Origin of the sequence: uncultured Thermomonas sp. (genome assembly GCF_937872235.1) — a bacterium.
Classification (GTDB): Bacteria; Pseudomonadota; Gammaproteobacteria; order Xanthomonadales; family Xanthomonadaceae; genus Thermomonas; species Thermomonas beijingensis.
Genome location: NZ_CALMPC010000008.1, coordinates 1 through 23,263, shown reverse-complemented (window position 1 = coordinate 23,263; position 23,263 = coordinate 1). Strand labels below are relative to the sequence as shown.

21 protein-coding genes and 1 pseudogene are annotated in these 23,263 nt (G+C 61.7%); 10 read left to right on the top strand and 12 right to left on the bottom strand.

Features of this window, described 5'->3' with window-relative positions; genetic code table 11:
* Positions 1-73: 73 nt before the first annotated feature.
* Positions 74-1,270, top strand: a complete 1,197-nt coding sequence (locus QWB57_RS00940; RefSeq protein ID WP_288967932.1) for an EAL domain-containing response regulator — start codon at positions 74-76, stop codon at positions 1,268-1,270.
* Positions 1,271-1,276: 6 nt separating this feature from the next.
* A complete protein-coding gene (locus QWB57_RS00935; protein ID WP_288967930.1) occupies positions 1,277-4,177 on the top strand; it encodes an ATP-binding protein in 2,901 nt (966 codons plus the stop codon).
* Positions 4,178-4,529: 352 nt separating this feature from the next.
* Here QWB57_RS00935 and QWB57_RS00930 read toward each other — a convergent pair.
* Positions 4,530-5,063 (bottom strand): annotated as a pseudogene (locus tag QWB57_RS00930) (hypothetical protein); the annotation flags it as partial.
* On the opposite strand from QWB57_RS00930, the gene QWB57_RS00925 reads away from it, so the two are divergent.
* The 7 genes from QWB57_RS00925 to QWB57_RS00895 all read left to right on the top strand — a co-directional run bounded on the left by QWB57_RS00925 (position 5,062) and on the right by QWB57_RS00895 (position 11,208).
* Entirely contained in the window at positions 5,062-5,535 is a 474-nt protein-coding gene (locus tag QWB57_RS00925) for a histidine phosphatase family protein (RefSeq protein WP_223629365.1), read from the top strand. The pseudogene QWB57_RS00930 and the gene QWB57_RS00925 overlap by 2 nt on opposite strands.
* 4 nt (positions 5,536-5,539) lie before the next feature.
* A complete protein-coding gene (locus tag QWB57_RS00920) occupies positions 5,540-7,558 on the top strand; it encodes a phospholipase D-like domain-containing protein (RefSeq protein WP_288967929.1) in 2,019 nt (672 codons plus the stop codon).
* A 104-nt stretch (positions 7,559-7,662) separates the two neighbouring features.
* Entirely contained in the window at positions 7,663-8,280 is a 618-nt protein-coding gene (locus QWB57_RS00915; protein WP_223629363.1) for a YkvA family protein, read from the top strand.
* Between the two features lie 83 nt (positions 8,281-8,363).
* Positions 8,364-8,735 carry a hotdog fold thioesterase gene (locus QWB57_RS00910; RefSeq protein WP_223629451.1) on the top strand — a complete coding sequence of 124 codons (372 nt, stop codon included), beginning with the start codon at positions 8,364-8,366 and terminating at the stop codon, positions 8,733-8,735.
* 44 nt (positions 8,736-8,779) lie between these two features.
* A complete protein-coding gene (locus tag QWB57_RS00905) occupies positions 8,780-9,550 on the top strand; it encodes a lysophospholipid acyltransferase family protein (RefSeq protein ID WP_223629362.1) in 771 nt (256 codons plus the stop codon).
* Positions 9,551-9,563: 13 nt separating this feature from the next.
* Positions 9,564-10,550 carry an alpha/beta fold hydrolase gene (locus QWB57_RS00900; protein ID WP_288967943.1) on the top strand — a complete coding sequence of 329 codons (987 nt, stop codon included), beginning with the start codon at positions 9,564-9,566 and terminating at the stop codon, positions 10,548-10,550.
* A gap of 52 nt (positions 10,551-10,602) precedes the next feature.
* Complete coding sequence (locus tag QWB57_RS00895) at positions 10,603-11,208, top strand: YbhB/YbcL family Raf kinase inhibitor-like protein (RefSeq protein WP_223629361.1); 606 nt, start codon at positions 10,603-10,605, stop codon at positions 11,206-11,208.
* 81 nt (positions 11,209-11,289) lie between these two features.
* On the opposite strand, the gene hslU is transcribed toward QWB57_RS00895, so the two are convergent.
* Entirely contained in the window at positions 11,290-12,669 is a 1,380-nt protein-coding gene (gene hslU, locus QWB57_RS00890; RefSeq protein WP_288967941.1) for an ATP-dependent protease ATPase subunit HslU, read from the bottom strand.
* Positions 12,670-12,765: 96 nt separating this feature from the next.
* A complete protein-coding gene (gene hslV / locus QWB57_RS00885; protein ID WP_223629360.1) occupies positions 12,766-13,317 on the bottom strand; it encodes an ATP-dependent protease subunit HslV in 552 nt (183 codons plus the stop codon).
* Positions 13,318-13,393: 76 nt separating this feature from the next.
* Here hslV and QWB57_RS00880 point away from each other — a divergent pair, with 76 nt between their 5' ends.
* Positions 13,394-14,422 (top strand): glycosyltransferase, encoded by a 1,029-nt coding sequence (locus QWB57_RS00880; protein WP_288967928.1) that lies wholly within the window; start codon positions 13,394-13,396, stop codon positions 14,420-14,422.
* A gap of 7 nt (positions 14,423-14,429) precedes the next feature.
* Here the strand turns inward: QWB57_RS00880 and xerC are convergent, their stop codons facing one another.
* The 9 genes from xerC to QWB57_RS00835 form a co-directional block, all read right to left on the bottom strand.
* Entirely contained in the window at positions 14,430-15,308 is an 879-nt protein-coding gene (gene xerC / locus QWB57_RS00875; protein ID WP_223629358.1) for a tyrosine recombinase XerC, read from the bottom strand.
* A gap of 36 nt (positions 15,309-15,344) precedes the next feature.
* Entirely contained in the window at positions 15,345-16,022 is a 678-nt protein-coding gene (locus QWB57_RS00870; protein WP_288967927.1) for a DUF484 family protein, read from the bottom strand.
* Between the two features lie 2 nt (positions 16,023-16,024).
* The gene (gene dapF, locus QWB57_RS00865) at positions 16,025-16,855 is read right to left on the bottom strand and encodes a diaminopimelate epimerase (RefSeq protein WP_288967925.1); all 831 of its coding nucleotides are present in this window, start codon (positions 16,853-16,855) and stop codon (positions 16,025-16,027) included.
* An 11-nt stretch (positions 16,856-16,866) separates the two neighbouring features.
* On the bottom strand, positions 16,867-17,049 hold the full coding sequence (locus QWB57_RS00860) for a lipoprotein (RefSeq protein WP_223629355.1): 183 nt from the start codon (positions 17,047-17,049) through the stop codon (positions 16,867-16,869).
* The gene (locus QWB57_RS00855) at positions 17,042-17,437 is read right to left on the bottom strand and encodes a YbaN family protein (protein ID WP_288967924.1); all 396 of its coding nucleotides are present in this window, start codon (positions 17,435-17,437) and stop codon (positions 17,042-17,044) included. Before QWB57_RS00855 ends, QWB57_RS00860 begins: the two co-directional genes overlap by 8 nt.
* Complete coding sequence (locus QWB57_RS00850) at positions 17,434-19,536, bottom strand: S9 family peptidase (RefSeq protein ID WP_223629353.1); 2,103 nt, start codon at positions 19,534-19,536, stop codon at positions 17,434-17,436. Before QWB57_RS00850 ends, QWB57_RS00855 begins: the two co-directional genes overlap by 4 nt.
* Positions 19,537-19,546: 10 nt before the next feature.
* The gene (locus QWB57_RS00845) at positions 19,547-21,637 is read right to left on the bottom strand and encodes a prolyl oligopeptidase family serine peptidase (protein WP_223629352.1); all 2,091 of its coding nucleotides are present in this window, start codon (positions 21,635-21,637) and stop codon (positions 19,547-19,549) included.
* A 71-nt stretch (positions 21,638-21,708) separates the two neighbouring features.
* Positions 21,709-21,936, bottom strand: coding sequence for a hypothetical protein (locus tag QWB57_RS00840; RefSeq protein WP_223629351.1), 228 nt, complete (start codon positions 21,934-21,936; stop codon positions 21,709-21,711).
* Positions 21,937-22,044: 108 nt separating this feature from the next.
* Positions 22,045-23,052: an integron integrase gene (locus tag QWB57_RS00835; RefSeq protein WP_223629448.1), complete on the bottom strand. Its 1,008-nt coding sequence runs from the start codon at positions 23,050-23,052 to the stop codon at positions 22,045-22,047.
* Positions 23,053-23,263: the final 211 nt, after the last annotated feature.

Sequence of the window (23,263 nt, the reverse complement as noted above, 5' to 3'; positions counted from 1 at the left end):
TCCACTGCGAATCTCCCATCCTGCCCCCTGCTGGGGTAGGCTTGCCGCTCGCCACGTGCTTCGGGGAGGTTGCATGAGCTGGTCGGAACTGCAGGTGATGGTGGTGGAAGACCACGGCTTTCAGCGCCGCATCGCCTTGCGCCTGCTCAATGAGTTGGGAGTTGAACGCACGCTGGAGGGTGCCGATGGCCTGCATGCACTGAACGTGTTGCGTCAGCAAAGCACCCTGCCCGATGTGGTGCTGGTGGACTTGGATATGCCCGGCATGGATGGCGTCGAATGTATTGGGCTGATCGCACATGAGCGCCTTGCGCGCTCGGTGGCGGTAGTCAGTGCACTGGATCCTGCACTCCTGCATACCGTGCAAAGCATGGCGCGCGCCTATGGACTGCGCGTGCTGGGCAGCGTGGAAAAGCCGCTGACCCGCGAAAAACTGGAAGTGTTATTGGCGCGGTTTGACGACCATGTCGGCGAAGCCAAGGACGAAAGCAAAGCCGACTTCAGCGTGCCGGATTTGGTAGCTGCATTGCAGCAGGGCCAAATCGTGCCGTGGTTCCAACCGCAAGTGGAGTTCGGCAACGGCAAGGTGGTGGGGGTTGAAGCCTTGGCACGCTGGGAACGCCCCGATGGCAGCGTGGTCGGCCCGGTGCTGTTTGTACCGGTACTGGAACGTGAGGGTTATGCCAACCTGCTCACTGACTGCATGCTGGAACAGGGCTGCCAATGGCTGCAGCGTTGGCATCAAAGCGGCATGCGCTTGAAATTGTCGGTCAATGTGTCGCCGTTGGCGCTAGCAGACTCGACGGCCGCCGATCGCTATCAGGCAATTACCGAAAATTACGGCATCCTGCCCGAAGACGTGGTGCTCGAGATCACCGAAAGCTCTGTCATGTCCGATGCCGCTCGCGGGTTGGGCTTGTTGGCACGGCTGCGATTGAAGGGGTTTGGACTGTCGATTGATGATTTCGGTACTGGCTACTCCTCCTTGGCGCAATTGGCACAGGTGCCGTTCACCGAACTGAAAATCGACAAAGAATTCGTGTTCGGCTCGCATGCACAACCCCGCAAACGCGCGATGGTTGAAGCCAGCCTGGATTTGGCGCGCAAATTGAATTTGGTCACCGTGGCCGAAGGCGTGGAAACCATTGAGGACTGGCAGATGCTGGCCGAACTGGGTTGCGATATCGCCCAAGGTTGGCTGATTGGCAGGCCCGTGCCAGGCAGCGAACTGCAGGCAGCGGTGGCACGCTGGCGGCGTCCTGGCAACTAACGCCTGATGTTGCTTGACCCTTCCAAGGCCGGAATTCGCCACCAATTATTGGGTTTGTTCGGGCTGTTCCTGATTACCGGCGCATTAGTGCTGCTGCTGGATCAATCCGGGCAGTACTTCATGCAGCGCTCGATGACGGCGATGCAGGACGATGTGCTGACCGGCATGCATCGCATCCGCAAGCTCTCCAATGCCTACGAGCAAGGCCTGATCGACACCACCTTTCGCACCCGCAATTACCTGATCAACTGGCAGCAGGCGGAGTCTGCGATCAATCAGGCCAAGGCCAATTCCGAAACCCAATGGCAGGCACTGCAAGCCATGCCCTTGGATAGCGAAGCGGCGGCTTTACTGACGCAGGCGCAACTGGAGCGGCCACAGGCCGATGCCGCCTTCGAGAAGTTGCAAACCATCTTGCACCAGCAAGATATTTTGGCGCTGGGCCAATTTGCCGATCATGATTTGTTTCCTGCCGCCGATCCACTGGTGCAACGGCTGGAGCGTCTCGATAGTCTCGTACAAGCACGCGCTGCCGCGCTGGTCGCCGCCGAGCAGGCCCGTGCGCAATGGTTGGGGCGGGTGCGGGTGGGGCTGTCGTTGCTATGCCTTGGCTTGGTCGCGGTGTTGGGCCGGCGCATTTTGCGCAACGGCTATCGCGGGGTGGAAAGCCTGACTGAACTGGCGCGCGCAATGACCCTGAATGACTACACCATGCAACCTCGCTATATGCCGCGCGGCGAGCTGGGTGAAGTGATGGACAGTTTCCTGGGCATGCGCAACCACGTGCGCAGGATCGAAGCCCAGCTCATCGAGCAATTGGGCAATACCGAACGTGTGCGGATTGCACTGGAACGCCGCGAGCAATTCCAACGCCTGCTGCTGGAGGCTGCACCTACTGCAATTTTTGCGGTCGATGAAGATGGCGTATTTTCGCAGATCAATCCATTTGCGGAACGCTTGCTGGGCTGGCCGGCGGGCAGTTTGCTTGGCCGCGAAACACTGGATGTGGTGCTAGATCCGGACGCCCTGGGTGCGCTGGCACGCTCGCTCAGTGAAGCCTATGGCAAGACGATTCCAGCCAATTGGACGGCACTGCACGAGCTGGCCCGGCACCGCGAACCGCCACGCGAATTTGCACTGCGCCATCAACGCGGTCGTACCTTGCCGGTATTGTTGGCACTCTCGGCAATGCGCGACGACACCGGCACCATGGTGGGCTTGTTGGCCGTGGCCACCGACCTGACCATGCAAAAACGTCTGGAACGCGCCCTGCGTGATAGCGAGATGCGCGCACGCGATGCAAATCACGCCAAGAGTGCCTTCCTTGCGGCGATGAGCCATGAAATTCGCACCCCGATGATCGGGATTACCGGCATGATCGAAGTGCTTGGCCATACCCATCTGGATACCGAACAACGGCGCTCGCTCAGGGTCATTTCCAGCTCCGCTGAATCGCTGCTGCGCATCATTGGCGACATTCTGGATTTTTCCAAAATCGAAGCCGGCAAGATGGAGCTGGAACCGTTGCCGACTTCGCTGCCCGATTTACTCAACAGCGTGGCCGCCAACTACTCAGGCACAGCCTCCAGCAAGGGCTTGCTGCTGCTGTGCGAGATCGACCCCACTATCGCACCCGCGCACTACGCTGACCCGGTTCGGCTGCGTCAGGTGCTCAGTAATTTTTTGTCCAACGCACTCAAGTTCACCGAGCGCGGCCGGATTACCATTGCCGCAGAATGCGCAGGGCATGAGCCCAAAGCGGGCGCAATGGGCAGTGATGCCATCGTGTTCCGCGTGACCGACACCGGCATCGGCATCAGCCAACAGGCACAGGCCCGCTTGTTTCAGCCATTCGCACAGGCCGAAGCCGACACCACACGCCGCTTTGGTGGCACGGGCCTGGGACTTGCGATTTGCCGCCGCATTGCCGAATTGATGGGCGGCACCATTACCATGGAGTCAGCCCTCGGCAAGGGCACCAGCATGCGCCTGCAGGTCAGCTTGCAGCGTGCGCCCGCCGACGAATTACCGGACGTGATACTGCCCGGAAAACAAGTGGCCGGCTTTGCGCCGCGCAAACTTCCCAGTGTGTCCATTGCCGAGCAAGAACGCAGTTTGGTTTTGCTGGTGGACGACCACGCCACCAATCGGCAAGTCATCCAACGGCAATTGGCCTTGGCCGGCTATGCCTCGGAAGTAGCCGAAGATGGTGTTCAAGGCTTGGATGCCTGGCGGACTGGCCGCTATGCCTTGGTGTTGTCGGATGTGCACATGCCACACATGGATGGCTATCAAATGGCGCGCCAGATCCGCAGCGAGGAATCCCAACGCGGGTTGCCACGCACGCCGGTGATTGCACTCACCGCCTCGGCCCTGAAAGGTGAAGCCGAGCGCTGCCTGGAGGCCGGCATGGACGACTACCTAGCCAAACCGGTGGGCATCGCCACGCTGGGCGTCTGTTTGCAACGCTGGCTACCGCATACGCGAGGCGATGCCGATGCCAGTCACGCCGACAGTCTGCGCATCCAAACCGAAAACAACACCCAAGCCTCCACTGCATCCAACATCGCAGATACGAATATCCTGGATCGCAGCATATTGACGGAACTGACCGGTGGCGATCCCGCTGAAGCCGGCGCGCTACTAACCGACTTTCTGGCCAGCACCGATGCCGACCTGGCCGAACTCGACCGGCTGCACACTGCCAACAATTTGCCTGAACTGACCCGGCAGGCCCACAAAATCAAAGGCGCAGCGCGGCTGGTGGGCGCACACCACTTGGGCGAAGCCGCCGCCGCACTGGAAACCGCCGGTCGCAGCGGCCACTGGGACGCTGTCGCCACGCTGACCGACCGCCTGCACGACGCCGTCGCACAACTGCAAGCGTACACACGGCACGCGGGGTAGGCCGGCAGGCCGAAAACACCCGGTAGCCGTCGAAGCTGGCCACGGTGCTGGTGGCCCCGTTCACCGTGGCGGTGCTCTTGTCCAAGCGCTCTTGGGTGTAGCTGTAGCCCGCACTCACGCCGCTGGGGTAGCCGATGCCGGCCAAGCGGCCCATGCCGTCGTAGCTGTAGCTGGTGGCGTCGGTGGCGGCCCCCAGCACGTCCTGCCGGGTGGCCAACTGGCCCCACGCGGTGTAGCTGAAGTTGGCGGTGGTGGCCGTGCCGCCGGTCTTGGCGGCGCTGCACAGTTGGCCTTTGCCGTTGGTGCAGGTGTCGTAGGTGAGCGTGCGGGTTTGGCCGCCGCCGGCTTGGGTTTTCAGGCGGCCCAGGGCGTCATAGGTATAGGCCAAGGTGCTGCCATCGGCACGTTGCTGCTGGGTGCGCTGGCCCACGGCGTTGTAGCTGAAGCTGGTATTGCCAGTGTCCGGGCTGGTTTGCGCCAGCAGATTGCCCAGGCCGTCGTAGCTGTAGCTGGTGGCGTTGTTGCGGGCATCGCGCACCTGCGTGGTCAAGCCCAAGGCGTTGTAGGTGAGCTGCGTGGTGCCCGCCGCATCGGTGGTGCTGGTGACACGGCGCTGGCGGTCGTAGCTGTAGGTGGTGGTGTTATTCAACGCATCCTTGATTTGATCCACATCGCCATTGGCGTTGTAGTGGTAGGTCAAGGCTTGCCCGTGCTCGCCTTTGCGCTGGCTGAGGAAACCGCCGGTGTCGTACACCAAGGTGGTGCGTTGCTGGGTGGTGGTGTAATCCAGCAGCCTGGGCTTGTTCTTGATGGGATCAAACAGCACAAGCTGCGCAAATTCGCGCAGCCATGTACGCTGCAAGCCCCAGTCACAGGAACGTCTCATGCGCGACTTGATCCTGCTCCGCCACGCCCACGCCGAACCTCCCGCGCCGGGGCAGGCCGATGCCCAGCGTCCGTTGTCTGCCGTCGGCCTGGCCGAGGCCACCGCAGCCGGGCAGTGGTTACGCGAACACGGCCTGTTACCTGGCCGGGTGTTGTGCTCGCCTGCGGTGCGTGCCAGCCAGACCTTGGCTGCGCTGGGCGCGCTGGGCTGCGATGATGTCCGTGAAGAACCCAGTATCTACGAAGCCGATCCCGGCACCTTGGCGGCGCTGGCCGATGCGCACCGGGATGCCGAGCGGCTGATGATCGTCGGCCATAACCCCGGGCTGGAACAATTGGCGGCGCTGCTGCACAGCGGGCAAACCGGCGACTACCGCGGGATGCCTCCCTCCGGCGTCGCGGTACTCGAGTTTCCTGCCGATGCCGCAGTCGAGCCCGGAGCCGCACGCCTGTCGCAGTTCTGGTGGCCGTGAAGCGATGCCTGAGCACCTCCTCGGTCGATGCCTGACCGGGCTGCTGGCGCTGCTGCTTGCCAGTTGCGCCAGCCTATCGCCACAACAACGCAGCCACGCCGAACACATCGCGCAAGCAGCCCGCAGCACGCAAGTGGACTGCACCCGCAGCGATGCCTGCGCGCTGGCCTCACCGGTGTTGCAGATGGCACAGGCCACCTTGGCCGCCTCAACCCCCAAAGCGCCGCAGCACCGCGCACTGCTGCTGGATGATGCGCCCAACGCGCTGCTGCTGCGGGTGCATCTGATCCGCAGCGCGCAGCACAGCATTGACTTGCAGACCTACATCTTCGACGAAGACGACGCCGCGCAGCTGATTCTGGATGAATTGCAGGCGGCCGCATTTCGTGGGGTGAAGGTCCGCGTGCTGGTCGATCAACTGGCGGCACTGCGCAAGGTGGAAACCTTTGCCGCACTGGCGTCACTGCACGCTAACCTGGAGTTGCGGGTGTACAACCCGGTGCTCGATCGCGCCCGGCTGTCGCTGCCGATGTATGCCGTGGCAGCCGCATGCTGCTGGCGCCAACTCAATCAACGCATGCACAACAAGCTGTTGGTGGTGGATGACCAGGTGGGCATCACCGGTGGCCGCAATTACCAAAACGACTATTACGACTGGGGCGAGGACTACAACTTCCGCGACCGCGACATCATGGTGGTCGGCCCGGTCGTGCATGCCATGACCGCCAATTTCGATGCCTTCTGGCAGTCGCCACGCAGCGTGGCGGTGGCCCACCTGGGCGACGTTGCCCGCTACTTGCAGCAACATGGCCCGCCACCCGCACCGCACCACCCATTCCGCAACCCGAAGCGGGTCCGCGCACTTTTGGCCAGCGTGGATGATGACGCCGTGGTGCAAGCACGCTTCGTGGCCCCGGCCATGCCGGTGCTGCATGTCAGCTTTGTGGCTGATCTGCCGGTGAAGCATCGCAAGGATTTGCTGCAAGCCGATGCCGATACCCCGGCCGGGTTCGCCAGTCAGAACCTGATGCAACTGATTGCAGGGGCGCAACACGACGTGCTGCTGCAAACCCCGTATCTGGTGTTATCCAAACCCGCGCAACACCTGTTCCGCAACCTGCACCAGCAACCCTCGCCACCGCGCGTGCAGATTTCCACCAATAGTTTGGCCGCCACCGACGCCTTCCTGGCGTATGCCGTGTCGTACAAATACAAACGCCGCTACCTGCGCGACTTCGGCTTTCAAATCCACGAATTCAAACCATTCCCGGCCGATGCACCCTTTGAGCTGGGCGCAACCGGTGCCGGCTTGTGGCTGGATGCCGATGCTGATCTCGATGCCGACATGGACGCCGGCCCGGATACCACAACCGATGTGGATGCCGAGCCCCACATTGATGCGGCGATTCCCGCCATCAAGCCCAACCGGCTGACACGGCGGCTGGCCAAGCGCGGTCTGCGCAGTGAGCCCAGTAGTGAGGCTGGGCGGCCCTCCCCCTTCGCATCCTCTGGCGGCCTGCCAGTGCGCTTGAAAACCGCCGGCCTGCGTATGGGCCTGCACGCCAAGTCGATGGTGATCGATGACCGCATCGGCGTGGTTGGCACGCATAATTTCGACCCCCGTGGCGACACGTGGAACACCGAAAATGCAGTGGTCATCGATGACCCGCACTTCGCCCAGGCACTGGCCGCCAGTATCCAGCGCGACATGCAGCCGGCCAATGCGTGGACGATTGGCCGCCGTGATTCCTCGCCGATCCTGCCGGGTGTAGAGCACACCTTGGCGCGCATTTCCGAGCGCATGCCGATCTTCGACCTGTGGCCGATCAAATACGCCACCAGCTACGACTACACGCCCGGCCCAGACTGCCCGCAGACGGCACAGCCGGTGTCGCCGTTTGCCCCCGACTTTCGGCGCTGCAATCGGCCGGTGGGTGACTTTCCGGACGTCGATCTGGGCCTGAAGTGGCTGGGTGTACGCGTGTTCACCGCCTTCGGCTCGGGGCTTTCGCCCATTTTGTAGGCCATCACCATCGCAAAACCTTCGTGTCATCGCATTTCCGGATTGACGGCAACCGCCGCGCCGCACTAGTCTGCGAGTCTTCATTCCGCGCCGTGGACACTGTTATGCCCCTTAGCCTGAATTTCGAGCTCAACGACCAGGATCTTGCCCGATTCCAGGAGGCCGCAGAGCGCTCCCGCAAGGCGGTCGAAGGCAAGTCAGCGGACGAGGTCATCGACGCCGCCGTGGCCATGCTGGCCGGTGCGCAACAATCGGAAGTGCCGGATTTCATTCGTCAGCGCCTGCTGCGGCTGGACGACATGATTGCAATGGTGCGCGATCAGGCGTGGGCGCTGGACGAAGCCGACCGCCAGCGCGTGCTGGGCGCACTGGCTTATTTCGCCGACCCGAATGACATCATCCCCGACAACGTTGCGGTGCTGGGCTTCCTCGACGATGCGGTGATGATCGAATTGTCGGTGCGTGAGCTGGCCCACGAACTCGACGCCTACGATGATTTTTGCGATTACCGTGCACGCGAAGCCAAGCATCGCGGCGTGGATCCGGCCAGCTTGGGCCGTACCGATTGGCTGGATGGCCGTCGTGAAGAATTGGTGGAGCGCATGCACGTGCGCCGCGAGCGTGAGGCCGGCTTTGGCTATGGCCGCAGCAGCGGTTACGGCGGCCGTGGCAACGATTCCTATATCCGCAGCTGGCGTCCAAGCTCGTTCCGGATTGGCTGAGCCAAGTCTTGTCCACTGCCCCCCACGCATGGCCTGAAGGCATCACCCTCAACCTCCTCAACGCCCGCAACCGCGGCACGTTGATGGAGGCGCTGGGGATCGAGTTCATCGAGTTGGGCGATGGCTATCTGCGCGCGCGCATGCCGGTGGATGCACGCACCCATCAGCCTTATGGTTTGTTGCACGGTGGTGCATCGGTGGCGCTGGCGGAAACCCTGGGCAGCAGCGCCGGCATGTTGCTGGCCGGCGGCAATGCCGTGGTGGGCCTGGAAATCAACGCCAACCACTTGCGTGCAGTGCGCCATGGTGTGGTGATTGGCACTGCACGCCCCATCCATATTGGCCGCAGCACCCAGGTATGGGCGATCGAGATCGACGATCAAGACGGCAAGCCGGTGTGCATCAGCCGGATTACCTTGGCGGTGTTACCGCAACCGCCTGCCGCTGGCGGATAATGCCGCCCGTGGTTTCCGTCGCAGCTTCGGATGTCTCCCCCCGCATGACCACCCGCCCCCCCACCGACGCCCGCCCGTTGCGTGTGCTGCGCTATGTCTGGCGCACACCGCTGCTGCTGTGGCACGCCTTGATCGGTCTGCCGGTGGTCATGCTGCTGATCGCGCTGGGCCGCGGCGGGCCGCTGTCACATGCGGCGGTGCGTTGGTTCGCGCGCAACTTGCTGTGGATCTTCGGCATGCGCCTGCAACGCGTAGGCACACCACTGGCAGGTGGCACCTTGTTTGTGGCCAACCATGTCAGCTGGATCGACATCATGCTGCTGGATTCACAGCACATGATGGGCTTTATTGCCAAATCCGAAATCCGCGCATGGCCGCTGCTCGGCTGGGTGGTGGCGCAGGCGGAAACCATCTTCCTGCAACGTGGCAACGGCGATTCGCTGGGATTGGTGATGACCGAAATGGCCCAGCGCCTGCGCGATGGGCGAGCGGTCGCGGCCTTTCCCGAAGGCGGCACCCGTGACGGCGAAGCCCTGGGGCCGTTTCATGCGCGCATCTTTGCCGCTGCAGTGGAGGCGGCTGCACCGGTGCAACCGGTGGCGCTGTGTTATGGCCCGCAGTGTAATGCACAAGCCGTGATTGCATTCGCACCGGGTGAGCATTTCGTCGGCAATCTGTTGCGGCTGTTGGGTGAACCGGTACGTCAGGTACGGGTGTGCTTTCTGACGCCGATTGAACCCGACGCACACAGCGGCCGCCGCGGGATTGCACAGACTGCGCGCAGCCAGATCGAACAGGCGATGGCGCAAGCCTGAGCATCCCGTGAGCCTGACTGCCTCGCCCTTTCTGGCGCCTCGTTGGCTGCGTAATCGGCACGCGCAATCACTGCTGGCCTCCAGCCCCATGCGCGGCGCGCGCGGCCGCGTGCGTCTGCAGCAGGCCGCCGCTACCCATCAACCGATGGTGTTGGAAGTGGGTAGCGGCGTGCGCCTGCACGGCATTGCCAGCCTGCCTGCCGCACAACCGCCGCGTGCGATGGCGCTGTTGCTGCATGGCTGGGAAGGCAGTGCCGAGTCCAGCTATATGCGCCTGACTGCCGCCCAATTGCTGCACGCGGGGTTGGCCGTATTCCGGCTGAATTTCCGCGATCACGGTAACAGCCATCACCTCAACGAAGGCGTGTTCCATTCCAATCGGCTCGATGAAGTGCTGGCAGCCGCCGGCACGGTGGCCAAACTGTGGCCAGACCTGCCATTGGTCGCCGCCGGCTATTCCCTGGGTGGCAATTTCGCACTCCGGCTCGCCCTGCGCGCACCGGCGGCTGGCCTGCCGCTGCAGCGCGTGGCAGCGGTATGCCCACTGCTGGATCCCGCCGGGGCGATGGATCAGATGGAAGCCGGGCCTGCATTCTATCTGCGCTATTTCGAACGCAAATGGCGGCAATCACTGGCCCGCAAACGCGCGCTGTTTCCGCAAGTTCACACCTTCGGCAACGACGTATTGCAGCTGCCGATGCGCGCGTTGACCGCGTGGATGGTGCACAACAACACCGACTTCGCCGATTTGGAGGCATATTTCAACGGCTATTGCATCGCCGGGGATCGCTTGCAGGCATTGCAACTGCCGGCCCATGTGCTGATGGCCGAAGATGACCCGGTGATTCCGCTGGCGCAGTTTCATCGCATCGCGACCTTGCCCATGGTCAGCGTGGAACTGGCCCACCACGGCGGCCATTGCGGGTTCATCGAAGGCGCATCCCTCGATGGTTACGCCGAACGCTGGGTGGCGCAAACGTTGCTGGCCGCGCTGGCTTGATGCCGGCAACAACCGCGCCCACACTGCACGCATCGTCCACATGGAGACGCGCATGCACATCCACAGCAACAGTTTTGAGCACCGGCACACTCTCGCCGCCGAATTCGCCCTGGGTGCCGAGCATGGGCAAAACGTTGGCGGCAATCGCAACCCGCATCTGGCGTGGGACGCTGCGCCGGCGGCCACCCAATCGTTTGCCTTGCTGTGCATCGACACCGATGCACCCACCGATGGCGGCTTGGTGGCCGATAGCGCCACCCCCATTCCAGTGGCGCATCCACGCGGGGATTTTGTGCACTGGGTGGTGGCCAATATTCCCGCAGACGTGCACGAAATCGCGGCGGGCAGTTGCAGCCACGGCCTGACCGCCAACGGCAAACCACAGGGTCATGACGCCGGCGGCCTCACCGGCCTGAACGACTACACCGGCTGGTTTGCCGGCGATGCGGCGATGGCTGGGCAGTATTTTGGCTACGACGGCCCGTATCCACCGCCGCACGACCTGCGTACGCATCGCTATTTTTTCCGCATCTTTGCGCTGGATGTGGCCGCGCTGTCATTGCCGACCGCATTTACCGCCGCCGATGTGTTGCGTGCCATGCGCGGGCATGTCTTGGACGAGGCGGCGATCTACGCCACTTACAGCCTCAATAGTTGAAGAACTCCCGCATCCGCCTTTGGCACCTTCTCCCCGCCTAGCGGGGAGAAGGAAAAGACAAGCACGCCTCCCTGCGCCGCCTCACAAGATATAGCGACTCAAATCCGGGTCCTGCGCCAGCTCGCCCAGTTGCGCATCCACATAGGCGCGGTCGATATGGACGTTGCCGCCCTTGTCGGGTGCATCAAAACTCAGCGATTCCAGCAGGCGTTCCAGCACCGTGTGCAAGCGCCTGGCACCGATATTTTCCTGGCGCTCGTTCACATGTGCCGCAATTTCGGCCAACCGCTCCACCGCTTCCGGCGCGAACACAAGGCTGACGCCTTCGGTGCCCATCAACTCCACGTATTGCTTGGTCAATGCGGCCTTGGGCTCGGTCAGGATGCGCACAAAATCGTCTTTGCCCAGTGCGCCCAATTCCACCCGGATCGGGAAACGGCCCTGCATCTCCGGAATCAAATCCGACGGTTTGGCCAAATGAAACGCACCGCTGGCAATAAACAAAATATGATCGGTGTTCACCGCGCCGTACTTGGTGCTCACGGTACTGCCTTCCACCAACGGCAGCAGGTCGCGCTGCACGCCTTCGCGTGAGACATCGGCACCCATGCCTTCGCTGCGCTTGGCCACTTTGTCGATCTCGTCGATAAACACGATGCCGTGCTGCTCGCAGGCTTCGATCGCCTGCTCGCGCACTTCGTCTTCATTGATCAATTTGCCGGCTTCTTCCTCGATCAACATCGGCCGTGCGGCTTTGATGGTCAGGGCTTTCTTGTGGGTCTTGCTGCCCGACACCTGCGAAAACATTTGCCGCAATTGCTGGCCCATGTCTTCCATGCCCGGCGGGGTCATGATGTCCACGCCGATATTCATCGCGATATCAAATTCCACTTCACGCTCATCCAGCTCACCGGCGCGCAATTGCTTGCGCAGTTTCTGGCGGGTGGCCGATTCTTGCGAAGACGGCTCTGCACCAATATCCACCGTGGTGGTGGTGGCAGCATTGAAGCCAAAGCCCGGCGCAGTTTCCCGCTTGGGCAGCAGGGCGTCCAGAATGCGGTCTTCGGCGCGCTCTTCGGCCTGCGTGCGCACCTTGGCACGGGCCTGTGCGCGATAAAGTTTGACCGCAGTATCGGCAAGGTCGCGGATGATTTGCTCGACGTCCTTGCCGACATAACCCACTTCGGTAAACCGCGTGGCTTCCACCTTCACAAACGGCGCATTGGCCAGCGTGGCCAAACGGCGCGCGATTTCGGTTTTGCCCACGCCGGTGGGGCCGATCATCAAGATGTTTTTCGGCATCACCTCGTTGCGCAGTTCAGGCGCAAGCTGCGCCCGCCGCCAGCGGTTGCGCAGGGCGATCGCCACCGCGCGCTTGGCCGCATGCTGGCCGACGATGTGGCGGTCGAGTTCGGCAACGATCTCGCGTGGGGTCATGGAGGAAGAGTCAGTCATGGTGATGGGTCCTTGGCAGCGACGCATCGGGGCGACCCGATCAAGTCGCTCCCCGATACTCGCTTGGTTGATCGGGTCGCCCCGATGCGTCGCAGGGCGGGCTTACAGCTGCTCGACCACGATGTTCTGATTGGTGTAGATGCAAATATCGCCGGCAATCTTCAGCGCCTCAGTGGCAATGGCCTTGGCCTCGAGTTCGGTATGCGCCAGCAGCGCGCGTGCGGCAGACAGTGCGTACATGCCACCCGAACCAATCGCAATCAGCCCATCTTCCGGTTCAATCACATCGCCGGTGCCGCTGATGATCAGCGAGGTGTCGGCATCGGCCACCGCCAGCAAGGCTTCGAGCTTGCCAAAGCGACGCTCGGTGCGCCAATCCTTGGCCATTTCCACCGCGGCACGGGTCAATTGGCCGTGCTTTTCCAGCTTGGCCTCGAACAATTCGAACAAGGTGAACGCATCCGCTGCCGCACCGGCAAACCCAGCCAATACGCGGCCCTCTTTGCCTAGCCGGCGTACCTTGCGCGCATTGGCCTTCATCACCGTGTGGCCAAGCGTCACCTGACCATCACCGGCAATCACCACTTGCCCGCCTCGGCGTACCGAGACAATCGTGGTGGCATGAAATACCGTGGGGTTCTGGCTGGGGTCCATCGTTTTCTCCGTTGAGAAGACAATGTGGGGACGGCCATCCCGGCTTCAAGCGCCCTCATTGCCCGAAGATTCAGCCATGCACGCGCCATTGATCAGTATTGCCGTACCCATTTACAACACCGCCCGCTACCTGCCGGCGGCGCTGGACAGCTTGTTGGCGCAAGACTATCCGCATTGGGAAGGGCTGCTGTGGGATGACGGCTCCAGCGATGGCAGTGGCCAGATTGCTGCGGCCTACGCCGCGCGTGATGCGCGGTTTCGAGTGCTGGGCGAAGGTTGCAACCGCGGCAACCCAGCAGCGCTTGCGGCAGCATTGGCGCAGGCGCGTGGTGGATTCCTGGGTGTGCTGGACAGCGACGACATTCTGGAGCCGATCGCACTTTCTTCAATGCACGCGTTCCTGCGCGCACATCCACAGCTTGGGATGGCGTATTCGCAATACGTCGAAATCAACGAGAACGGCGCTTTGCTGGGGCCGGGCACGCGCTGCAACACGCCCTACTCCGCACGCCAGTTGCTGGTGCACTTCATGACCTATCAGTTCCGCCTGATCCGCCGCGATGCCTATCTGGCGGTGGGTGGCTTCAATCCAATGGCCGCCTATGCGGAAGATTACGACCTGTGCTTGCGCTTGTCTGAAACTTGCAGCATTGGGCATCTTCCGCAACCGCTGTATCGCTACCGCATTCGGCATGGTTCGATCTCACAGAGTAGCCGCCTGCGCCAGGTGCAGGCCAGCTATGCCGCCGCGCAACGCGCATTGCAGCGGCGCGGGCTGGATCGCAGCCATGTGCTCTCGCTGGGCCTGCGCGTGCGCCACCAGTTTCGGCCGAAGCCGGCAACGGCGGCCCCCGAAACGGCAAGCGTCTTCGGCGCAGGCGACCCGGAAACCGAGCAGTGCCTGCGCCAGTCGCCACCCTTCGATGCCGCCACCGCATCACCCACACGCAATTGGGCGGAACAGGTCGAGGAGCGCTATCGCGCCTTTGTCGCCGATGCGCACCACCGAGGGTTGGATGCGCGCTACGACTGCGCGCTGGAAATCGACAGTTGGCATGTCTTGCAATCCAATCGCCCATTCGGCGGCATCCGTGGCCTGCCCTGAGGTCGCATCAGCGCTTGCGCTTGGCACGCGGATGCGCGGCGTCATACACCTTGGCCAGATGCTGGAAATCCAGATGGGTATAGATCTGGGTGGTGGAAATATCGGCATGCCCCAGTAATTCTTGCACGCCGCGCAGATCACCCGATGACTCCAGCACATGGCTGGCAAAACTGTGTCGCAACAAGTGCGGGTGGATACGCTTGTACACGCCTTGCCGGAGGGCTAATTGCTTGATGCGCAATTGAATCGCACGCGCTGAAATTTGCTTGCCGGCGCGCCCAGGGAACACGAAGTACGCAGACTCACCGCGGGATGCTTGTTGCCATGCCTGCAACGCGCTGCGTGCATGCGAGCCCACCGGCACGATGCGCTGCTTGCTGCCCTTGCCCAGCACACTGACCAAGCCCTGATCGAAATCCAGATCTCGCCAGCGCAGGCCGCAGACTTCGGACAGGCGCAGTCCGGAGGAATAGAACAACTCCAACAAGGCGCGGTCACGCAGACCCAGTGGCGCATCGGTGGGCAGTTCCACCAACTGCACAGCTTCATCCACGTCCAACACTTGCGGCAATGCGCGCGCGGCTTTTGGTGCACGCACGCCGGCGCAGGGATCCGCTGCAATGCGGCCTTGTTTGAGTAGCCAGCGATACAGGCTGCGGCAGGCCGAGAGCCGCCGCTGCAAGGATTTTGGCGATAGTTTGCGCCGATGCTCGCTGGCAATAAAGGCACGCAGATCCTCGCCACGCAAGCTCAGCAGATCGCAGCCTTGCGCCCACGCCACCAATGCCGCCAAATCGCGGCGATAGGCATCAAGTGTGTGCGCAGAGCTCTGCCGCTCAACTGCAAGAAAGGCGAGGAAGTCACCGATGTCCGGAGTCAGCGTCATCTTCGCTGCCTGCTTCCGCTTGCGCAGGCATGCGGGTCACTGAAACCGCTGCAACGCCGCCGCCAAGGCTTCACCCATCATGCGTAAAAACAGGGTGCCCATCCCAGGGTAAAAACGATTGCCATCGCAGCTGCCGACGGCCACCAAACCAACCCCGGGCAATACCAGCAAGGCAGTGCTCTGCACATCATCGGCGCGCATACCGTACAACAGCGTGTTCTTGTCGGGATGCAGGCGACCGCAAATCGGCTCGGGGTTGCCCATGATGTCGCGGAAGCTGGCCAGCCGCGGGCTGTCGGCGGCAATTACTTGCAACCAGTCGGCATCGTCAATCGCTGCCACCGGATGAAACAGCACAAACCGCACCAAGTCACCGTGAAAATCTTCGACCAGTGCAGCCGCCATCGCCCGCAGGGTATCGGCGGCGCTGGTTTGCTTCATCAACGCCAAGGTCAGTTGATGGGCGCGCACCGCCAACCGTTCATTGTCCTGTGCGGTGGCGAATAATTCATGCAGGCGCTGATTCAACTCGCGATTTTTTTCGCGCAGGATTTCCAGTTGATAGCTGGCCAGCGACGCCGTGGCCCCGCTTTCGCGTGGCACCACCAAGCTTTGTGCCAGATCCGGGAATTGCTGCAAAAAAGCCGGATGCCGACGCAACCAAGTGGCCACTTCGTGCGCGCCCAGCTTCTCGGTAATACCGTCAAATTCCATCGTCACAACCATTCCCCTTCAAACACAAATGTGGCCGGGCCGGCCATGCGCATCGTATCGGCTTGTGTATCGGAACAGATTTGCAAACATCCACCCGGCAGCTGCACGGCCACTTGCGCATCGTGCTGCACACGTCCACGCCGGGCCAGCACCGCCACCGCCGCACACGCGCCACTGCCGCAGGCCAGGGTTTCACCCACGCCGCGCTCGAACACGCGCAAGCGAATCCGGGTGGGCGAAAGCACCTGCGCAAACCCGATATTGGCCGACTGTGGAAATGCGGCGCTCGCTTGCAACAGTGGGCCGATACGCAGCACGTCAGCGCTCGCCACATCGTCCACTTCGATCACCGCATGCGGGTTGCCCATCGACACTGCACCGAACTGTACTATCTCGGCGCCAAGGTGCAGCGTGTAGAGGCTGCTTGCTTCGAACCCGTTCAGCGGAATCTCCGCAGGCGCAAACCGCGCCGGGCCCATGTCGATCACAAACCCACCGTGGCCATCGTGCTCGACTGTGTGCCTGCCAGCAGGGCTTTCGATAATGAAGCTGCCCTGTGCCGGGGCTGCGCCATCACGCACCAACCACGCTGCCACGCAGCGCGCGCCATTGCCGCATTGGCCAGAGACCGAGCCGTCGGCATTCCAGATGCGATAGTTGGCGATGACATTGGGATGGGATGCGGATTCGATAGTCAGAATTTGATCGCAACCCACACCGATATGCCGGTCCGCCATGCGTGCGCACAATGCAGCCGATGGCGCGGCCGAGCCACTGCGCAAATCCAGCACGACAAAATCATTGCCAGCGCCGTGCATTTTGCTGAACCGCATGGCTGCTGCGCTCACTCTTGCGCGGTGTGCGCACCCGATTGCGGTGCCGCTGGGCGCGTGTCTGTGGGCGGGGTGTCTTGGGGTGCGACAGGCGTGGCTGCCGGTTTTTTATCGGGCATCACCAAGGGGCCTTTATTGCCGCAGGCAGTAAGGGCGGTGAACAACAGGGCGAGAAGTACGATGCGCTTAGTCATCCGTGCAGTGTAACGGTGGCTCCGGCGGCTGTCGCGGCTCCGGTCTGCACCACAGCCACAGGGTCACCAGAGCCATGCAGCCGATGCCGATGGCGGCCATCCACGGGCGTGGTGCAAAGTAGGCCATGGACAGTGAGGAGATCGACATCATCGCGCTGGCGATCCATTTGGCTTTGCGGGTAACGGCCCCGTTCTGTTCCCAATCCAGGATGGCGCGGCCAAAGGTGGGGTGCGCCACCAGCCAACCGCGCAGACGATCCGAGCCACGGGTGGCGGCAAATGCCGACAGCAGGATGAACGGCACCGTGGGCATCACCGGCAGCACTGCGCCAATGATGCCCAGGATCAGGCTGACCCACGCCAGCAGTGCCCAGAGGAAACGGGTCATGTGGCGGGGCCAACCCCCAACTGCTCCAACATGAAGGCATACAGCTCCGCCTGCTCGCGGTAGCGGCGGAAACGGCCGGATTTGCCGCCGTGGCCGGCCTCCATATTGGTGCGAAACACCAGCGGGTGGCTGGACGTGTTCACATCGCGCAGGCGCGCCACATACTTGGCCGGCTCCCAATATTGCACCTGCGAATCCCACAGGCCGGTGCCGATGAACATTGCCGGATAGGCTTGCGTGTGCAAATTGTCATACGGCGAATACGCAAGGATGTACGCGTAGAACGGCTTGTCTTCCGGGTTGCCCCATTCGTCGTATTCGTTGGTGGTCAACGGAATGCTGGGGTCCAGCATGGTGGTCACCACATCCACAAAGGGGACTTGCGAGAGGATTACCCGATATTTTTCGGGTGCCATGTTGGCGATTGCCCCCATCAGCAAGCCGCCGGCGCTGCCTCCATGCGCAGCCACGCGACCGGATGCGGCATAGCCTTGTTGCACCAGAAAATCGGTCACATCGATAAAGTCGGTGAAGGTGTTTTGCTTGTGCAGCAGCTTGCCGGCTTCATACCACGCACGGCCCATTTCCTGGCCGCCGCGAACATGCGCAATCGCATAGGCCATGCCGCGGTCGAGCAGGCTGACAATCGTGGGTGAAAAACCGGGATCCATCGACAAGCCATAACTGCCATACGCATATTGCAACAGCGCGGCGGTGCCGTTTTTCCGAAAGCCTGTTTTATAGACGATGGATACCGGGATTTGCGTGCCATCGCGGGCGGTCGCCCACAGGCGTTCGGTGACGTACTGCGCGGGGTCATAGCCACCCGGCACCGGCTGGCGCTTGAGCAATTGGCGCTCGCCGGTGCGCACATTGTGTGCATAGGTGGTAAGCGGTGTGGTCAGCGAGGTGTAGCTGTAGCGCAGCCATTCACTGGCCGCTTCGCTGTTGACGTCCAGCCCCATCGAATAGGCCGATTCGTTGGCCTCCACATGCGCCTGGCTGTCATCGTGCTTGAGGATGCACACACGCTCCAGCCCGCCACTGCGTTCGGCAATCGCGGTGAAACTGTCAAACAATTCAAATCCTTCAATCAACACATCATCACGATGCGCCACCCAGTCCTGCCAGTGGGTGGTCGCGTCATCACTGGCCGTCACCAATTTGAAATTGGTGGCACCACCGGCATTGGTACGGATCACCCAACGCCCGCCGTAATGGTCGGCGTCGTATTCCACCTCGCGCCTGCGTGGGGCCAGGATGCGGAACTCCTGCGGATCGGACGCCGGCGCATAACGCAGCTCATCCGACACCGTGCTGCTCACGCCGATGAGGATATAGCGATCATCGCGGGTGCGCTCGATGCCTATGTAGAAGCTGTCATCGGCCTCTTCATAGACGATGGGGTCATGGCTGGCATCGCTGCCCAGCACGTGTTTTTTCACACGCACGGTGAGCAGTGTGTCGGGGTCGTTTTCGATGTAGAACAGCGTGCGGTTATCGTCGGCCCATACCAAATCCGGTGCCACCCCTTCGATCACATCGGGCAGGGGTTGCCCGGTCGCAAGATCGATGAAGTGAATGCTGTATTGGCGACGGCCGTTGCCATCATCGGCATAGGCCAGCATGCGGTTGTCGCGGCTGACTTCATACACGCCCACGCTGTAGTAATCCTTGCCGGCCGCCAGCAGATTGACGTCCAGCAGCACCTGTTCGCCGCTGAAATCACCAGCGGCATTGGCGTGCAGGATGGACGCCGCATCGACACCTTCAGCATCCTGGCGGCGTGCATGGATGGGATAGTCCTTGCCGGTTTCAAAGCGGGCGTAGTACCAGTAGCCGCGCTTGCGGAACGGCACGCTGGCGTCGTCTTGCTGGATGCGCGCCACGATTTCCGAATACAGCGCATCCTGCACCGGCTTACTGGCGGCCAACATGGCGTCTGCGTAAGCGTTTTCGGCGTGCAAGTAGGCCAGCACGTCGGGACTGCTGCGTTCGTCATCGCGCAGCCAGTAATACGGGTCTTGCCGCTGCGCGCCGTGCGGGGCGGTGACGGTGTGCGGGTGCCGGGCAGCGCGGGGCGGGATGGGAAGCGTCATCGTCAGCGCATCACTTGGTCAATTGCTGCCACAGGAAGGTGTACGCCAGCGCACTCATGTGTGCGGCCTGTGCGTTGTTGGCGGCACCACCGTGGCCACCCTCGATGTTCTCGTAATAGCGCACGTTTTTACCGGCCGCTTCCATCTTCGCCATCATCTTGCGTGCATGCGCCGGGTGCACGCGGTCATCCTTGGTGGAGGTGGTGAACAAGGTTGGCGGGTAGTCCTTGCTGGCATCAAACAGGTGATACGGCGAGAAGGTTTGAATGAAGTCCCAATCGCTGGTATCCGGGTTGCCGTATTCGGCCATCCACGACGCGCCGGCCAGCAGGTGGTTATAGCGCTTCATGTCCAGCAGCGGCACCTGCACCACAATTGCGCCAAATTTTTCCGGATATTGGGTGAGCATATTGCCCATCAGCAGACCGCCGTTGCTGCCCCCCATGGTGCCCAGGTGCTTGGGCGAGGTGATCTTGCGCGCCACCAGATCATCCGCGATTGCCGCAAAGTCTTCATAGGCTTTGTGGCGGTTGGCCTTGAGCGCCGCCTGATGCCAGCGCGGGCCGTATTCGCCACCGCCACGGATATTGGCCAGCACGTACACACCGCCCTTTTCCAGCCAGCCCTTGCCAATCGCACCGGAGTAGCTGGGCGTGAGCGAAATTTCAAACCCGCCATAGCCGTACAACAGTGTTGGCGTTTTGCCGTCGAACTTCAGATCCTTTGGCCGCACCAGAAAATACGGCACTTGGGTGCCATCCTTCGAGGTGGCGAAGTGTTGCTCGATCACGTCCAGGCTGCCATCAAAAAACACCGGGTTGGATTTCAACACTTCGGGCGCATTGCCGACGTCGACAATCGACAGCGTGGTGGGTGACAGGAAATCCGTGCTGGTCAGCCACAGCGCGTTGCTGTCATCAGGATCGACCGGCGACACGCCAACGGTGCCGATACCAGGTGCACCCACGAACGCTGTGCTGCCCCATCCCTGTTTGCCGGGGGTGAACACCGACAGGCGATTCTTGACATGGTCCATCACGTTCAGGATCAGGTGATCTTTGGTCCATGCATAGCTCGCCAATGCCGCGTGATCGGTGGGCGCAAACAGCACGCTGAAGTCACGCTTGCCGGCCATGAACGCGTCGAAATGGGTCGCGATCAACGCGCCCGCCGCGTAGGTCTTGCCGCCGGCGGTATACGGCTCCCGCAGTTCCAGCAGCAGCCAATCCTTGTGCACAGCCTTTTGCGCGGAATTGGGGGCATCAACCTTGGTCAGCTGACCGTTCGCGCCGCGCAGGTACAGCTCATCGTTGTAGAACGCCAGGGTGCGGCTGATGAAATCACGCTCGAAGCCGGGAGTGTCGTCATGCAGCGCCGAAATGTACATGTCATCGGGCTTGCCTGCGTACACGAGCTTGGCCGATGCCAGCGGCGTGCCGCGCGTCCATTGTTTGACCATGCGCGGGTAGCCCGAGCTGGTGAGTGTGCCCGCGCCGAAATCAGTGAAGACGTACACCGTATTTTCGTCGATCCAGCCCAGCCCACCCTTGGCCTCCGGGCGAAAGAAACCGTCCTGCACGAACTGCTTGGTGGTGAGGTCGAACTCGCGGGTGACATCGGCGTCGGAGCCGCCCGGCGACAGCGCGATCAGACAGCGCTGGTACTTCGGCCGCAGGCAATTGGCCCCGTGCCAGACCCATTGCGTGCCTTCGGCAGTATTGAGCGCGTCCAGATCCAGCACGGTTTCCCATGCCGGTTCCGGCTTGCGGTATTCATCCAGCGTGGTGCGCCGCCACAGGCCGCGCTGGTGCTGCGCGTCCTTCCAGAAGTTGTAGTAATACGCACCGATTTTTTCGACACCCGGAATCTTGGCGGTGGAATCCAGGCTGGCGCGGATCTGCGCTTCCAGTGTCTTGAACGGCGCGCTGCTGGCGATGTCCGCCTCCGCCTTGGCATTGCGCGCCTTGACCCAATCCAGCGACTTTGCACCGCTGACATCCTCCAGCCACGCATACGGATCGTCTTGCGGCGGGGTTTGTGCGGCGGCACCGCCGGCAATGGCGAGGCCGGCCAATAGAACGGCGTTGGAAATGTGCGGCATGAGACATCCGTGCGGTGGAAAACAGACCACAACGCTACCATGCAGGCCAAGCTGCGGTGATGTATCAGAAGTCAGACACGCCGCGCCTGCGCCCGCCGCCGACGCGGCAAACGCAAAGCCAGCTTGGGTAGCGGCCAGCCACGCAAACTCCACCACGCCACCAGCGGCATCCCCAGCAACCACAATGGCAACCAACCCAGATAGACGTTGTGACCACGTGCGGCGGGGAGCAAGAGCACCGCCAACGCCCCCGACACCACGCAAAAGCGCAGGCAAGCATCCAGTTCTTGACGAATCATCGCAGTAGCTCCAAAGCAGGCAAGGCAAGGATGAACAGCCTGACGCAAGCGCATCTCACGGCCTGCGACGCGCACGCCAATAGCGCCCGAACCACCCCAGTTGCTGCTCTAAACATCCAACGGACTACGCACCCCACGCCCCCCCCGATTCAACACATGGGTGTAAATCTGGGTCGTCGCCACATCCTTATGGCCCAGCAATTCCTGAATGGTGCGAATGTCATACCCTGCTTCCAGCAAATGCGTGGCAAATGAATGCCGCAAGGTGTGCGCACTGAGTGATTTGGTAATTCCACTCGCGGCCCGCGCCCTCTTAAGCGCGCGTGACAGCACGGCATCATCAAAATGATGGCGATGCTCACCGCCAGTGCGCGGATCAATTGAGCGCCGCGCAGCAGGAAATACAAATTGCCATCCAAAATCCCTACCGGCATTTGAATATTTTCGCGCAAGTGCGTGCGGCAACAGGGTTTCACCAAACCCCAACTCCAAATCCTGATGATGCAGCACCCGCGCACGCGCAACCTCCCTGCGCAACTCCTCCTCAATTGACCGCGGCAGCATCGTGCGTCGATCCTTGCCCCCCTTACCATCACGCACCGTAATTTCGTTGCGAGCAAAATCAAGATCCTTCACCCGCAACCGCAGACACTCCATCAAACGCATGCCGCTGCCATACAACAGACTCGCCAACACCCATGGCCGGCCCTCCATCATCGCCAACAACCGGCGAACCTCCTCTACCGACAACACGGTTGGCAACCTCCGCTGAGACTTGGCACGAAAGACCGCGTCCATCCACGGCAAATCGATCTTCAACACCTCACGATACAAAAACAGCAACGCCGATAACGCCTGATTTTGCGTACTTGCCGCCACCGCTCCTTCCACCGCTAAACTGCTCAAGAACGACTCCACCTCCACCGCCCCCATCTCCCGAGGGTGCCGCCAACCGTTGCTGGAGATGAACCGACGAATCCAACCGGTATATGCCTGCTCGGTTCGTAAACTGTAGCGTTTGGTCCGTATCCTTGACCGAACTACGTCGATCAGCCCAGGTTTGAGCGAGTCCGACACATCACTGACTACACCCGCATTTTTGTCATTTCCCAACATACCGACCCCGCATTCGAATGCATATTCGCAAGCATTCAGCCAAACAAGGCACGTCAACCAGCAGCTAATGCCTTGATTTAGGGTAGGATTTCCACTTGACCACCGACAACACAAAAGCGACTATCCCCCCCTACGCCCCGCTTTTGGGGTCTACTTGGTGTTAGGTTTAGCGCGGAATTTTTTGGGGATATGCGGGCTTTGCATTGAATTG